14 protein-coding genes are annotated in these 13,800 nt (G+C 67.8%); 2 read left to right on the forward strand and 12 right to left on the reverse strand.

The window, feature by feature from the left end:
- Positions 1-29 precede the first annotated feature (29 nt).
- Positions 30-239: a hypothetical protein gene (locus ACQCSU_RS08380; RefSeq protein ID WP_426979280.1), complete on the forward strand. Its 210-nt coding sequence runs from the start codon at positions 30-32 to the stop codon at positions 237-239.
- 104 nt (positions 240-343) lie between these two features.
- Here the strand turns inward: ACQCSU_RS08380 and manD are convergent, their stop codons facing one another.
- From manD to ACQCSU_RS08415, 7 genes are all read right to left on the reverse strand, one after another.
- Positions 344-1,573 carry a D-mannonate dehydratase ManD gene (gene manD / locus ACQCSU_RS08385; protein WP_426977073.1) on the reverse strand — a complete coding sequence of 410 codons (1,230 nt, stop codon included), beginning with the start codon at positions 1,571-1,573 and terminating at the stop codon, positions 344-346.
- Between the two features lie 70 nt (positions 1,574-1,643).
- Positions 1,644-2,645 carry a sugar kinase gene (locus tag ACQCSU_RS08390; RefSeq protein ID WP_426979281.1) on the reverse strand — a complete coding sequence of 334 codons (1,002 nt, stop codon included), beginning with the start codon at positions 2,643-2,645 and terminating at the stop codon, positions 1,644-1,646.
- On the reverse strand, positions 2,642-3,316 hold the full coding sequence (locus ACQCSU_RS08395; protein WP_426979282.1) for a bifunctional 4-hydroxy-2-oxoglutarate aldolase/2-dehydro-3-deoxy-phosphogluconate aldolase: 675 nt from the start codon (positions 3,314-3,316) through the stop codon (positions 2,642-2,644). The genes ACQCSU_RS08390 and ACQCSU_RS08395 overlap by 4 nt, the downstream gene beginning before the upstream one ends.
- A 53-nt stretch (positions 3,317-3,369) precedes the next feature.
- Positions 3,370-4,518: a galactonate dehydratase gene (gene dgoD, locus ACQCSU_RS08400; RefSeq protein WP_426979283.1), complete on the reverse strand. Its 1,149-nt coding sequence runs from the start codon at positions 4,516-4,518 to the stop codon at positions 3,370-3,372.
- A 9-nt stretch (positions 4,519-4,527) separates the two neighbouring features.
- Complete coding sequence (locus tag ACQCSU_RS08405) at positions 4,528-5,412, reverse strand: carbohydrate ABC transporter permease (RefSeq protein ID WP_426979284.1); 885 nt, start codon at positions 5,410-5,412, stop codon at positions 4,528-4,530.
- On the reverse strand, positions 5,409-6,362 hold the full coding sequence (locus ACQCSU_RS08410; RefSeq protein WP_426979285.1) for a carbohydrate ABC transporter permease: 954 nt from the start codon (positions 6,360-6,362) through the stop codon (positions 5,409-5,411). Before ACQCSU_RS08410 ends, ACQCSU_RS08405 begins: the two co-directional genes overlap by 4 nt.
- Before the next feature lie 125 nt (positions 6,363-6,487).
- Positions 6,488-7,783: an ABC transporter substrate-binding protein gene (locus ACQCSU_RS08415; protein WP_426979286.1), complete on the reverse strand. Its 1,296-nt coding sequence runs from the start codon at positions 7,781-7,783 to the stop codon at positions 6,488-6,490.
- A 139-nt stretch (positions 7,784-7,922) separates the two neighbouring features.
- Here ACQCSU_RS08415 and ACQCSU_RS08420 point away from each other — a divergent pair, with 139 nt between their 5' ends.
- Positions 7,923-8,717 (forward strand): FadR/GntR family transcriptional regulator, encoded by a 795-nt coding sequence (locus ACQCSU_RS08420; protein WP_426979287.1) that lies wholly within the window; start codon positions 7,923-7,925, stop codon positions 8,715-8,717.
- 26 nt (positions 8,718-8,743) lie between these two features.
- Here the strand turns inward: ACQCSU_RS08420 and ACQCSU_RS08425 are convergent, their stop codons facing one another.
- From ACQCSU_RS08425 to ACQCSU_RS08445, 5 genes are all read right to left on the reverse strand, one after another.
- A complete protein-coding gene (locus ACQCSU_RS08425) occupies positions 8,744-9,775 on the reverse strand; it encodes an aldo/keto reductase (protein WP_426979288.1) in 1,032 nt (343 codons plus the stop codon).
- Between the two features lie 22 nt (positions 9,776-9,797).
- The gene (locus tag ACQCSU_RS08430; protein ID WP_426979289.1) at positions 9,798-10,670 is read right to left on the reverse strand and encodes an NAD-dependent epimerase/dehydratase family protein; all 873 of its coding nucleotides are present in this window, start codon (positions 10,668-10,670) and stop codon (positions 9,798-9,800) included.
- Positions 10,671-10,744: 74 nt separating this feature from the next.
- Positions 10,745-12,091 carry a phosphoribosyltransferase family protein gene (locus ACQCSU_RS08435; protein WP_426979290.1) on the reverse strand — a complete coding sequence of 449 codons (1,347 nt, stop codon included), beginning with the start codon at positions 12,089-12,091 and terminating at the stop codon, positions 10,745-10,747.
- Between the two features lie 199 nt (positions 12,092-12,290).
- Positions 12,291-12,962 carry an esterase/lipase family protein gene (locus tag ACQCSU_RS08440; protein ID WP_426979291.1) on the reverse strand — a complete coding sequence of 224 codons (672 nt, stop codon included), beginning with the start codon at positions 12,960-12,962 and terminating at the stop codon, positions 12,291-12,293.
- Positions 12,959-13,783, reverse strand: a complete 825-nt coding sequence (locus ACQCSU_RS08445) for an alpha/beta fold hydrolase (protein WP_426979292.1) — start codon at positions 13,781-13,783, stop codon at positions 12,959-12,961. The genes ACQCSU_RS08440 and ACQCSU_RS08445 overlap by 4 nt, the downstream gene beginning before the upstream one ends.
- Positions 13,784-13,800 lie beyond the last annotated feature (17 nt).

Consider the following 13,800-nt stretch of genomic DNA (forward strand, 5'->3'; position numbering starts at 1 on the left):
ACTAGAAGTACTCCACGAAAGACAGTGCGATGACCACCATTACCCAGTCCATTGAGATCCAAGTCGACAACCGGCATGTCCTGGACGAACGGCTCAACGAGGCTGAGCAGGGACTGCAGCAGCTCGCCATGATCACGGGCACGCACGGCATCCTGCTCACGCGGCACAGGCCCGGCCACTACACCGCCGCGCTCTCAGACCAGGTCCCCTTCGGCATGACCCAGGAACTCGTTCACTGAGCCACCTGAAAACGGGGCGCTGAGAGCGGCCTCAAAAGAGCCAGGTCCCGGGCGGCAGAGCATCGACTCGCCACCCGGGACCTTTTTGGCGTTTCAGGGGACGGTTACCAGTCGTGGACCGTTCCGTCGACGAGGCGGTTGTAGGGCAGGTAGGCCTGCTGGTAGGGGTAGGCCGCGGCGGCTTGCTCGTTGAACTCGACGCCGATGCCGGGCGCCTCCCCCGGGTGCAGGTAGCCGTCGACGAAGGTCATGGACTGCTCGAAGACCTCGTTGGTGGCGTCCGAGTGCTGCATGTACTCCTGGATCCCGTAGTTGTGGATCGCCAGGCCGACGTGCAGCTGCGCGGCGAAGCCCACCGGGGAGATGTCCGTGGGCCCGTGGAAGCCGGACTTGATCTGGTACTGCGCGGCGAAGTCCATCACCTTCTTCAGCGGCGAGATCCCGCCGAAGTGCGTCGACGCGGCCCGGACGTAGTCGATCAGCTGTTCCTTGATCAGGGTCTGGTAGTCGAACACGGTGTTGAAGATCTCCCCGATCGCCAGCGGCGTCGTGGTGTGCTGGCGGACCAGGCGCAGCGCCTCCTGGTTCTCCGCCGGCGTGCAGTCCTCCAGCCAGAACAGGTCATAGGGCTCGAGGGCCTTGCCCAGCTTCGCGGCCTGGATCGGGGTCATCCGGTGGTGCCCGTCGTGCAACAGCGGCAGCTCCGGGCCGAACTCGTTCCGGACCGCCTCAAACACCGAGGGCAGGTGCCGCAGGTACGCCCGGGTGTCCCAGTCCTCCTCCACCGGGAACGCGCCCCGGCCGGCCGGCTCGTAGTCGTAGCGCTCCCCCGAGGCCTGCGCCTGCGCCGCGACCCCGTAGACGGCCTTGATCCCCGGCACCGCGGTCTGGATCCGGACCGACTTGTAGCCCAGCTCCAGGTGCTCCCGGACCGAATCGAACAGCGAGGGCAGATCCGCCCCCGAGGCGTGGCCGTAGGCGCGCAGCCCGTTCCGGGACGCCCCGCCCAGCAGCTGGTACACCGGCATCCCCGCGACCTTGCCCTTGATGTCCCACAACGCCATGTCCACCGCGGCAATCGCGGCCATCGTGACCGGGCCCCGGCGCCAGTAGGAGGACCGGTAGAGGAACTGCCAGGTGTCCTCGATCCGGTGCGGGTCCTTCCCGATCAGCAGCTGCGCGACATGCTCCTTCAGATACGCGGCCACGGCCAGCTCCCGGCCGTTCAGGGTCGCATCCCCGATCCCGGTGACACCGTCCTCGGTGGTGATGCGCAGGGTGACGAAGTTACGGGACGGGCTGGTCACGAAGACTTCCGCGGCAATAATTTTCACAGCTGGTCCAGGCTTTCTGTGTTGGTCTTAATTAGGGTGGATGGCGGATGGTTGGGTGCAGTGGTGGTCTCTAGCGCTGGGTGGTTCCGCCCGGCGTCGTTCCGAGCAGGGCCAGCTCGTCCCTCCGGGGCAGGCCCTCCCAATCCCCGGCGGTGCTGACAGCGAAGGCTCCCGCAAGGGCGCCGCGCTGCAGGCGCCCGGCAACATCCGCGCCGTCGAGCAGGGCGGAAAGGTAGCCGGCGGTGAAGGCATCCCCGGCCCCCACGGTATCGATGCTGGTCACGGGCACGGCGGGCGTTTCCCAGCGCCCGTCGGCGGTGTGGACGCCGGCGCCAGCGGCGCCGCGCTTGACCACAACCTCGCTGACGCCGCGGTCCAGAAGTTCGGCAGCCATCGCCGTTTCGCCGGCGTCAGGGTCCCGGGCGCCGTCCGGCGCCGAGGCTACCAGCCCGAGTTCGTCGTCGGAGGCGACCAGGATGCTGGCGTGCCGCGCCAGCGGAGTGAGAACGGCGCGGGCCTCCTCCCGGGACCAGAGCTTGCTGCGGTAGTTGACGTCGAGCGAGACCAGCATGCCTTCGCCGGCGGCGCGCTCGGCCGCGTATTCCACGGCCTTCCGCGCCTCGGGACTCAGCGCCGCGGTGATGCCGGTCAGGTGCAGGACCCGGGGACCCGCTGTGAGGGCACGGTCCACGTCCTCCCAGCCCAGCGTGGATCCGGCGGAACCTGCGCGGTAGTAGAAGGCGCGTGTGACATCGGCCGTGCGCTGTTCAAGGAACATCACCCCGGTGCTGCGGGTGGTGTCCTCGCGGTGTTGCACTTCGATGCCTTCGGAGCGGAGCTGGCGCAGGATGAACTGGCCGTGCGGGTCGGCGCCCAGCACGCCGGCCCAGCTGACCCGGTGGCCGAGCCGGGCGACGCCGACGGCCACATTCGATTCCGCCCCCGCCACGTGCATGGTCAGGCCGCCGCCGGCGGACAACGGACCGGCCGAGCGCAGCGAGACCATGGATTCGCCGAGGGTTAGAAGGTCAATGGCCTGCGGGACAGACGCTGGGTCAGCAGGGTTCGTCACCGCAGGCTCGCCCCGGCCATCCGGCGGTCGTAGTCCGCGGCCAGGGCCACGAAGCCTCGGGCCCGCTCCCGCATCGCGGCCAGCTCACCGCCCGAACCTGCGTCGCCGAACAGCGGCCCGCCGAGACCGACGGCGATGGCTCCGGCTTCCCAGTAGGCCGTCGCCTCGTCCAGCCCCACGCCGCCCACCGCGATGAAGGGGATGCCGGGAAAGGGATCCCGCAGCGCCCTGAGATAACCCGGGCCGCCGATGGAGGCCGGGAAGAGCTTGACCGCGGTGGCGCCCCGGTTCATGGCCTCGTAGGCCTCGCTCGGGGTCAGCGCCCCGGCCAGCACCGGAATGCCCAGGCGCGCCGATTCGTCGATGGACTGCGCCAGTGACGGAGTCACCATGAACTGCCCGCCGGCCTCGGCGACGTGGTCCACGTCCTGGGCCGTCAGGACCGTTCCCGCGCCGACGAAACAGCCGGCGGGGGCCTGCGCGCGGACCTCGCGGATCGCCGCGAGGGCGCCCGGCGTCGTCAAAGCGATCTCGACAATGCGGAAGCCCTCCTCCATCGCGGCGAGGGCGGCGCGGGCGGCGGCGGGGCCATCCGTGCCGCGGACGATCGCCACGAGCCGGGTCTCCTGGATACCGGCCAGCAGGATGCCGGGGGTCACGGTGTTCTGCATGTTGGGCTGCTCCTTCATTGTGGTGTCCGTCTCAGTGCCCGTGATCCCGGCCGTCACCATTCCGCGAAGGCCCCGTCGGGGTGGCGCCAGACCGGACCGCGCCAGGCATGCCCGCGTTTGTCCGCGGCCCGGACCACGGCCTCGTCGATCTCGATGCCCAGACCCGGGCCGGTGAGCCGTTCGATGTGCCCGTCCACGAACTTCAGCGGGGACTTGTCCACCACGTAGTCCAGGACCTCGGCGCCCTGGTTGTAGTGGATGCCGATGCTCTGTTCCTGGATCAGGAAGTTGGGCGTCGCGAAGCCCACCTGCAGGCAGGCGGCCAGCGCCAGCGGACCCAGCGGGCAGTGCGGGGCGAGCTGAACCTCGTAAATTTCGGCCAGCGAGGCGATCTTGCGTACCTCGGTGATGCCGCCGGCGTGGGAGAGATCCGGCTGGGCGACGGCGATGCCGGCCTGCAGCGCGGGCAGGAATTCCTGCCGGCTGTAGAGCCGCTCGCCGGTGGAGACCGGCGTCGTCGTCGACGAGGTGAACTCGCGCAGCAGGTGCGTGTTCTCCGGAACCATGGGCTCTTCGAGGAAGAAGGGCCGGTACGGTTCCAGCAGCGGCGCCACGCGCCGGGCGTTGGCGAGGCTGAAGCGGCCGTGGAAGTCCACCGCAACGTCCCGGTGGTCCCCGAGGACCTCCCGGGCGGCAGCCACCCGGCGGACGACGCCGTCGAGCTCCGCCACGGAGGCGATGGGGCTCATCCGGCCGCTGGCGTTCATCTTGACGGCGGTGAGCCCGACCTCCAGCTGCGCGCTGATCTGGTCGGCCACCTCGTTGGGTTCGTCGCCGCCCACCCAGCCGTACATCCGGATCCGGTCCCGGACGTGGCCGCCCAGGAGCTGGTGCACGGGGGTGTTGAAGTGCTTGCCCGCGATGTCCCAGAGGGCCTGGTCCAGGCCGGAGACGGCGCTGGCGAGGATGGGGCCGCCGCGGTAGAAGGAGCCCTTGGTCATCACCTGCCAGTGGTCCTCGATCCGGAGCGCGTCGTTGCCGATCAGCAGCTCGGAGAGCTGGCCGACCGCGGTGCGCACCGTTTCGCTGCGGCCCTCGCAGCTCGCCTCGCCCCAGCCGGCGATCCCGCTGTCCGTCTCGATGCGGACAAAGAGCCACCGCGGCGCGACGAGGAAGGTTTCGATCCTGCTGATGAGTGTCATTCGTGTGGCCTAGCCCTTGGTCGCGCCGGCGGTCATGCCGGAGACGATGTACTTCTGCGTGAAGAGCGCAATGATCATGATCGGGATGGTGACCACGGTGGCGGCCGCCATCAGTCCGCCCCAGTCGATGCTGGCGTAGGAGACGAAGTCGAAGATCGCGACCGGCAGGGTCTTGGTCTTGGAGCCGGAGAGCACCAGGGCGAACATGAAGTTGTTCCACGAGAAGATGAAGGACAGGATGCCGGCGGTGGCGATGCCGGCGACGGACAGCGGCAGAGTGATGCGGCGGAAGGCTCCGATCGGGGTGAGCCCGTCCACCTGGGCCGATTCCTCGAGCTCCAGCGGCATCGAATCGAAGTAGCTCATCATGATGTAGACGATCAGCGGCAGCGCGACGAACATGTGACTGAGGATCAGCACCTCGAAGCCGCCCACCATTCTCAGGTTGGAGAACACGTAGTACCAGGGCACCAGCAGGGAGACGCCCGGGATGACGCGGGCCATCAGGACCACGAGGGCCGAGCGGTGCATGGTGAAGCGGCTCATTGCGTAGGCCGCCGGGACGCCCAGAATCAGGGAAAGGACCGTCGAGACGAAGGCTACCCAGAAGCTGTTGAAGATGAAGATGAAGTAGTTGTTGCGCTGCAGCACGTTCGCGTAGTTCTCGGCCGTGGGCGTGAAGAGCAGCGCTTTGCCGGTGTCGTAGATGTCCACGTTGGTCTTGAAGGAGGCCAGCAGCATCCAGATCAGCGGGGCGATCAGGAACAGCACCACCGCCACCAGGGCGAGGACGCGGAACAGCTTGTAGGCGCGGGTGGCCAGCGGCTTACGGCGGCGCGAGGCCCGCTTGGTCCCGGCGGCGGAGCCGGTGTGTGTTTCGGTCAGGACGGTCATTTGCTTACCGCTTTCTTGCGCATGGTCAGCAGCCACATCGAGCCGATGATGATCATGAAGAACAGGATCAGCACCGCGGAGGACAGCCCGTACTGGTTGTAGTCGAAGCTCAGGCCGTAGGCGTAGACGTTGAGGGTCTCCACCTCGTGGAACGACCCGCCGCCCTTGCCCTTGGTGGCGTAGAGGATGTCGAAGGTCTTCAGGGCGTCGATGCCCCGGAGCAGAATGGCGACGATCACGGTCGGCATCATGAGGGGCAGCGTGATGAAGAAGAAGCGCTGGAAGGCGTTGGCGCCGTCCACCCGGGCCGCTTCGTCGGGTTCCTCGGAGAGGGAGGTCAGTCCGGCAAGCAGGATCAGCACCACCATCGGGGTCCACTGCCAGACGTCCATGAAGATCGTGGTGCCGAGGGCCGTGTCCTGGCCGGAGAGCCAGGGCTGGGCCGGGATGCCGATCATTCCGAGCAGCTGGTTGGCAAAGCCGATGTTGGGATCGAATATCAGCCGCCACATCATGCCGACGGCCACGGGGGTGGCGACCAGCGGCAGCAGGATGGCCACGCGGACCCACTTTTCGCCGCGGAAGGGGCGCCACAGCAGCAGCGCGATGCACATGCCGAGCACGACTTCGCAGACCAGCGCGACGCCGGTGAAGGACAGCGTGCGGCCGACGGCGGGCCAGAAGCGTTCCGCGTCGGAAAGGACCGTGGCGTAGTTCTGCAGGCCGACGAACTCTGAAGCGGCACGGACGGAGCCCTGCGAATCGGTGAGGCTCAGGTACAGGGTCCAGGCCAGCGGGAAGACGATCAGGACCGCGACGAAGATCATCGCGGGGGCCGCGAACAGCCACTTGCGGTGCCGGTTGGACCAGGCGGAGAAGTTCTCACGCGCTCCGGGAGGGCGGCCGGCGCTGCGGGCAGGCGCGTGGCGGGGAGGATTCAGTACAGACATGATTCACCTAAGGAGTTGGGGGTGAAGTGAAGAGCGGGCCGCGGCGGGACGGCAACAGGGCTGCCGTCCCGCCGGGCTGTTGAGTGGCGGGCTGTTGAGTGCTGGCGCGTAGCGCGCCAGGCGCGCTATTTCTTTTCGGTGTCCAGGAACGCCTGGAACGCCTCGTGGGCCGTGTCAGCAGCGGCGGACGCGTCAGCACCGGTGATGCTGGCAACGATCGGGCCGCCCACGATTTCGCGGGCCTTGCCTACGGTGACAACCTCGGGACGGTCATGCCCGACGCCGTTCTTGGCGCTGGCGGCAATGGCCTCGGCGAGGTCCTTCGGGTAAGTGGACGTTCCCTCGGCATCAGACCAGACGGAGGCGCGGGGTCCGGGGACACCGGCCTTCTGTGCTGCCAGGGTGCGTTCCTTGCTCGTGGCCCACTGGATGAACTTCCAGGCGTTGTCCTGGTTGCCCGAAGCCTGGTTCACGGCCAGGCCCCACGACGGGATGTTGTACGGTTTGGAACCTGCCGGGCCGGCGGGCAGGGCGGCGAAACCAACCGTGTCAGCGACCTTGGACTTGGCCGGGTCGGTGGCGTTCTTGTAGAGCGAGTCGGCCTCGGTGTAGAAGGCGGCCTTGCCCTGGGTGAAGATGGCCATCGCCTCGGGCCAGCTCATGTCGGTGCTGACGTTGGCGGGGCCGTAGTTGCGGATCAGGCCGCCGTAGAACGCGTAGGCCTTCTTGGCGGCGTCGGAGTTGACGGCGGACTTGCCGCTGGAGTCGGTGAAGTCGCCGCCGAAGCTGTACAGGAAGCTGGAGAACTGGGTGACCGCGGCGGACTTGCCGGTGCGGGCCACGAAGCCTGCGGTTTCCGGTGAGGAAGCCTTGATGGCCTTGGCGGCCGCTTCGAGCTCTTCCATGGTCTTGGGAACCTCAAGGCCGGCGGCCTGCAGCAGGTCCTTGCGGTAGTAGAGCACTTCGCGTTCGGTGATGATCGGGACGCCCACGACCTTGCCGTCAACGGTGGTGGCCTTGACCGGGCCCTCCTGGTAGTCCTTCCAGTCCCACGTCGAGTCCGAGGACACCTTGGACGTCAGGTCCGCGAGGTAGCCGTTCTTGGCGAATGCCTTGCCCTCCTGCAGCGGGCGGTACATCATCACGTCGATCTCGTCGCTGCCGGCGTTGAGCTTGACGTTGTACTGATCGGAGAGCTGGTCTTCGCCGAGCTGGGTCAGCTCGACCTTGAGGCCGCTGGACTTCTCGAATTCCGGGATGGCTGCCTTGATGCCTTCGGTCCAGACGTGGTTGGCCAGCGTGACCCGGACGGTGCCTGCTGCCTTGGCGTCGTTGCTGCCACTGCCGCCACTGCAGGCGGTGAGCCCCAGTGACAAGGCCGCGGCGACGGCCGCGTACTTGACGATTGAACGTCGCTTCATTACGACTCCCTTGGTTTTCAGGGCCGGCGGTCAACGCCCAGCCATCTGCAGATGCATCTTTACATCTGCTCTGAAAGCGATCATAGAGAAATAAAGCAGACTTAAACAAGACCCTTGCGCTCACCCGTATGATTTATTTATGAAAACCCCAAAGGCGGAGTCCTCAGCTGACCTGCATTCCGTGCTGGTCCAGAACCTGGGGCTCGCGATTGCCGAGGGGACCCTGGCGCCGCATTCGATCCTGCGCCTGGACGAGCTAGAGACGCAGCACAGAGTGTCCCGCTCGGTGGTCCGGGAAGCCACCCGTGTGCTGTCTTCCAAGGGCATGCTGGAATCACGACGGCGGCTGGGCACTGTGGTGCAGCCGGAAGACTCCTGGAACGCCTACGATCCGCAGGTGATCCGCTGGCGCCTCGCCTCTTCCAAACGGCTGGAACAACTGCAGGCGCTCAACGAACTCCGCGGCGCGATCGAACCGCAGGCTGCCCGGCTCGCGGCCGAGCGCGCCTCCTTGGACGCCGGCAGCGACCTCGTCTCCCAGGCCGCGCGGCTGTGGGCCGCGGGCCAGCGCGGGGACCACGACGAATTCCTCCGGCTGGACATCGAGTTCCACGCGGCGGTGCTCAAAGCCTCCGGGAACCCCATGTTTTCACAGCTGCACAACCTGGTGGCTGAAGTGCTGACCGGGCGCACCGAGCACGGCCTGATGCCGCACCTGCCGCACCACGAGGCCCTCCAGCTGCATGTGGATGTGGCCAGCGCCATCCAGCGTGGCGAGGCGAACGCGGCCCACGCCGCGATGAGCCGGATCGTGGAGCAGTCCACCGAGGAAATGGGCGATATCTGGTCCAGCTACCACCAGCAGGCAGAACGGCGGAACCGCCCGGAGCCACAACGCGGGGTCACTCCGCGCCCATCCACGGCAGTTGGATAGGCGCTAAGTGACCCCTCGTTGCTCTTTCAGCGGCCGCCGTCGAGCTTCCGGCTGCGCTGCTCCTGGGCCATCGGCCCGTAGGGATAGACCCCGACGCGCGGCCGGCTGATCTCGTTCAGCCGCAGCATCTCCCCTTCCGTGAGCCGGAGCTCCGCTGCCGCAAGGTTGTCGGCGAGCTGGGCAGTGGTGCGGGCACCGAGGATCACGGCGGTCACGGCAGGCTGGTCCACCAGCCACGCCAGTGCCACCCGTGAGGCGCTCGCGCCGTGCCGACCGGCGATCTCCTCGACTTCCTCGATGACTTCCCAGGTGCGCGGATCGGCGTTACGGGCCTTCCACGCCTCCATGCCGCGGTCCGGGTTTTCGCCCAGCCGCGTGGCCCCGGCGGGCGGCTGGTCGCGCTTGTACTTGCCGGAGAGCCAGCCTCCGCCCAGCGGCGACCAGGGCAGCAGGCCGATCCCGGCGTCGAGCGAGGCGGGCACGATCTCGGATTCAATCTCGCGGACCAGCAGGCTGTACTGCGGCTGCAGCGTCACGGGGGCGCTCCAGCCGTGCGCCTTCGCCACGTGGACCGCCTTGGTCAGCTGCCAGCCGAGGAAGTTCGAAAACCCGTAGTAGGCGATCTTCCCGCTGCTGACGGCGTCGTGCAGGAACCGGAGGGTCTCCTCCAGCGGCGTGATCGGGTCCCAGGCGTGCAGCTGGTACAGGTCGATCTGCTCGACGCCCAGCCGGCGCAGCGAGTCATCCAGGGCGCGGGCCAGGTGCCGGCGGGAGGTGCCGACGTCGTTGGGGAGCTTGCCCATCGGGAGGCGGCCGTTGGTGGCCAGCACCACCCGGTCCCGGGCGTCCGTCCGCGTGGCCAGCCAGCGTCCGATAATCTCCTCGGACGTGCCGGCGCTGTAGACATCGGCAGTGTCGATGAAGTTGCCGCCCGCCGCGAGGTAGTCATCAAGGATGGCCTGGGAGTGCTCCTCGCTTGCTTCGGCGCCGAAGGTCATGGTGCCCAGCGCGTAGCTGGAGACGACAGCGCCGCTGTGTCCCAAAGTGCGGTATTGCATGGAACTCCTCAGGTTGTGGGGGTCAGTCTTCCGTGGGGGTGGTGCGGTTCGGGTGGTAGGTCCGCCAGCTGTGTTCCGGGGCATAGCCCAGCAGCCGTTTCGCCTTGTCGATCGAGAGCATGGTCTCGTGCTCGCCCAAATCCTTAACCACCGTCACGTTGGGGAACACCTCCGCGGCGAGGCTGGCACTCGAGCGGCCCATCACGGTGTCCGCGTTGGCGATGATGAACGCCTCGAAGCCCGGCTTGGCATGCTCCAGGGCGCGGGCCACGGCCTGGGCGCCGTCGCGGCCGTCAATGTAGCCCCAGAGATTCCACTTGCGCAGATTCGCGTCGGCGTCGAAGGAAGGAAATTCCTCATAGTCTTCCGGGTCCATGACGTTGGAGAACCGCAGGCCTGTGATGCTCAGTTCCGGGTCCCAGCGGGTGAGCTGGATGGCCATCTGCTCCTCAAGATGCTTGACCAGCGAGTACGTGCTTTCAGGCCGCGCCGGGTATTCCTCGTCCACGGGGATGTAGGGAGGGTCGACGTCGAACGGCAGTCCCAGTACCGTCTCGCTGGAGGCGTACACAATCTTTTTGATCCCGGCCCGGCGGGCCCCCTGGAACACGTTGTAGGTGGCCTGCATGTTGTTCTCGAAGGTGGCGGCGTCCGGGGCAAGCCCGGGGGCAGCGATCGCGGCGAGATGCACGACGGCGTCGAAGCCGGCATGGCGGTCCTCCAGACCCAGGAACACGTCCACCACCTGGCCGTAGTTACGCAGGTCCACCTCGGTGAAGCCCGGTCCCCGCACACCGGTGCGGTCCAGGTTGGTGACCTCATGCCCGTCCTCGCTCAGCCGACGGACAACGCTCCGTCCCAGCTTTCCGCTTCCTCCGGTAACAGCAACTCTCATCAGTACTCCTCTGGGTGGCACCGGGAAGATCACAACGTCCTCCCGGCGGTCCTGGCCGGGCTCGTTCTGCTGGTCTAGATGGTGTCGGCAGAGGTCAAGAGGTACCGGACAAACCAGTCCCTCGCGAGAATGGCGGCGGCCGCCAGCGTGCCCGGCTCTTCGAAGAGATGGGTGGCGCCCTGGACGACAGCCAGCTGGTTGGGGCAGCGCATCATCGCCTTCGCCTTCCGGTTGAGCCCCAGCACGTCGTAGTCGAAGCTGCCCACGATCAGGAGGGTCGGCGCCCTCACTGCTGAAAGCCGCGGACCGGCCAGGTCCGGCCGCCCGCCGCGGGACACGACGGCTCCGATTCTCGCGGCAGGTTCGGAGGCCGCCCACAGCGCAGCCCCGGCGCCGGTGCTCGCACCGAAGTAGCCGACGGTGCAGGACGCGGCGTCTTCCCTCATGGCGAGCCAGTCCGTGGCCGACGACAGCCGGCGGGCCAGCAGTTCGATGTCGAAGACGTTGGCGCGGTGGCGTTCCTCCCCGGGGGTCAGCAGGTCCAGCAGCAAGGTGCCGAGACCTGCCTGCTGGAGCACACCCGCCACGAGCCGGTTCCGCGGGCTGTGCCGGCTGCTGCCGCTTCCATGCGCGAACAGCACCACTCCCGTCGCCGGAACGGGCAGGTGCAGCTGGCCCTGGAGCCGCACACCGCGGGACGGGATCTCCACTTCCTCGTCGAAATCCACGGCATGCCGGGCACCGGCGTTCGCCGGGTTGCGGGACGCCGGATCTGAGTCCTGCAGGCGCTTGGCGGCGGCGTCGAGCAGCTGCACCACCTCGTCGTCTTCGGTCGGTGAGAAGTCGCGGTAGTGGTAGCCGACAGCGGAGAACAGCCGGGGTGTGGCCAGGCAGACCACTTCGTCCGGCTCGGTCAGGCTCACGAGGGTGTCGTCCGGGGCGACCGGCACGGCGAGGATGACTCGGGCGGCGCCGAGCTTCCGGGCAACCCGGCAGGCGACGCGGGCGGTGGAGCCGGTGGCGATGCCGTCGTCGACTATCACCGCGATCCGGCCGGTGAGGTCCTGGCGGGTCCTGCCCTTCCGGAACCGGGCCACCCGGTTCTCCAACACGGCCCGTTCGTGCGCCTCGACGGCCTGCAGCTCCTGCTCTGACACCCGGGAATGCGCGAGTACGTGTTCTTCAAGCACCCGGGCGCCGCCCTCCCCGATTGCTCCCATGGCAAGCTCGGGCTGGTAGGGAAGTCCGAGTTTCCGCACCACGATAACGTCCAGGGGCGCGTCCAGGGCCGCTGCAACCTCGAAGGCGACGGGAACCCCGCCGCGGGGCAGGCCCAGGACAACGAGGTCCTGTCCGCGCAATTCCGCCAGCCGCCTTCCGAGCTGCCGACCGGCGTCGACCCTGTCTTCGAAAATGCTCATCTGTCTGGCTTTCCAGTCGAGGCGTCGGCCGTGGCCTCGGCCCGGCGTGCGCTCCGCGGGCAGGGCATTGACCAGGTGGCCGCTCCCTTCCACTATGGGTCAGGAGCCACCGGGACGTGAGGGCCTTTGTGCCCGGATTCGGCCCCGCGGTCGCCCCGGGCCGGAATCCGCCGGGCCCGGACCGGACGCATTTCGAGAGCTAGGTTGCCGTCGCCGCCAGGATGGTGCGGATCGTGTCCTCATTGGCCAGTATCCGGAAATGCCCGCCGGTCCCCAGCTGGACGTTCCGGGCACCCGGCAGCACGCTGCCTTCGGGGATGTGCGGATCGAAAAGCCCGTAGACGGAGGTGATGCGTTCGTTGACGAGCTCCTCCCGCGAGAGCTGGACCGTGACCGCGTTCTGCGGCGAGAAGGCGCGCAGGCTGGGCAGGAGCATGAAAGCCGCATACCGGGAACCGGAAAATGGCGAGCATATTGCCACCATGCCGCTGATCCGCGCTTCCGGGTCCAGGGACATCATCGCGTACTTCCCGATCAGCCCGCCCTTGCTGTGCGCAACGATCATCACCTCCTCGAGGCCCTGCCCGCGGATGTAGGCGGCAATCAGCTCGGCAGCTTTGGGCACGGCGAGCCGGTTCCGCTGCAGCACGGTCACCACGTGCACCGGGTGCCCGGCCTCGTGCAGCCGCCTGACCAGCGGCAGCATGAAGCGCCAGTCCTCGTAGATTCCCGGAATCACGACGACGGGACGGCCGGCATCGCTGAGGAACTCATCCGCGCGGGTCCGGGTAACGGCGCTGCGCAGCTGCCGGCCGAGGGCGTAAAGATAGTCCTGCGCCCACCAGCGTGCCGGCCGCAGTGCGCCGCTCATGCCGTGAATTCCTGGGGGGCCTGGCTGGCCGCGCCGGGAAGTCCGGCAAAGGACATGATGGCCTCGGCCACCTCGGTGGCGCGGTTGTGCTGTACGACGTGACCGGTCCCCCGGATTTCCAGCAGCGTGCCGTTGGGGGCCCGGTCCGCCAGCCGGCGGCACCAGTCCGCGGAGGCCACCGGATCACTGGCGCCGCGCAGCACGAGAACCGGAGCCGCGACCCCGGCGGCCCTCTGTTCCGTCGGGTAGTCCATCATGACGCGCAAGGTCTTGAGGTACCAGCTCGGCCCGCAACGCAGGTAGTCCGTGAAGACGAGGGCGTTCGAGGAGGGGCTTTCAAAGAACAGGCTGTCGCGGCCCAGCGCCAGGGCCTGCTGCAACACTGTGCGGCGTTTGGAGTCCACGACCGGCCCCATCAGCACCACGTAGGGAATCCGTTCCGGCTGCTGGAGTGCGGCCTCGACGGCGAACTGGGTTCCCATCGAGTGCCCGACGATCATGAACTCCAGCACACCGAGCTGCTCCATGGCGCCCAAGATGTACGAGGCGTGGACCGCGACCGTGAGGACCTGCTCCGGTCTGGGCGTGGCGCCGAATCCCGGCAGGTCGATCGAGTAGGTGTCGACGGACCCGGCGAGCACCCCGTGGAGGCGTCGCAGATAGCGGTGCGAGACGCCGATCCCATGGACGAGCAAGACGGCGGGCGCTGGCGGCGCCGCGTCCGGACCGGCGTAGGCGGTGTTGACTGGCGGCCGGCGGGAAGCGAACACGTGGCCGAGATGGCCTGCGGCCTCGACCTCGAAGCGGACGGGCCTGTTCATGGTGGGACTCGTTTCTG

The organism is Pseudarthrobacter sp. O4, from assembly GCF_050157025.1.
In the GTDB taxonomy this organism is placed as follows: domain Bacteria; phylum Actinomycetota; class Actinomycetes; order Actinomycetales; family Micrococcaceae; genus Arthrobacter.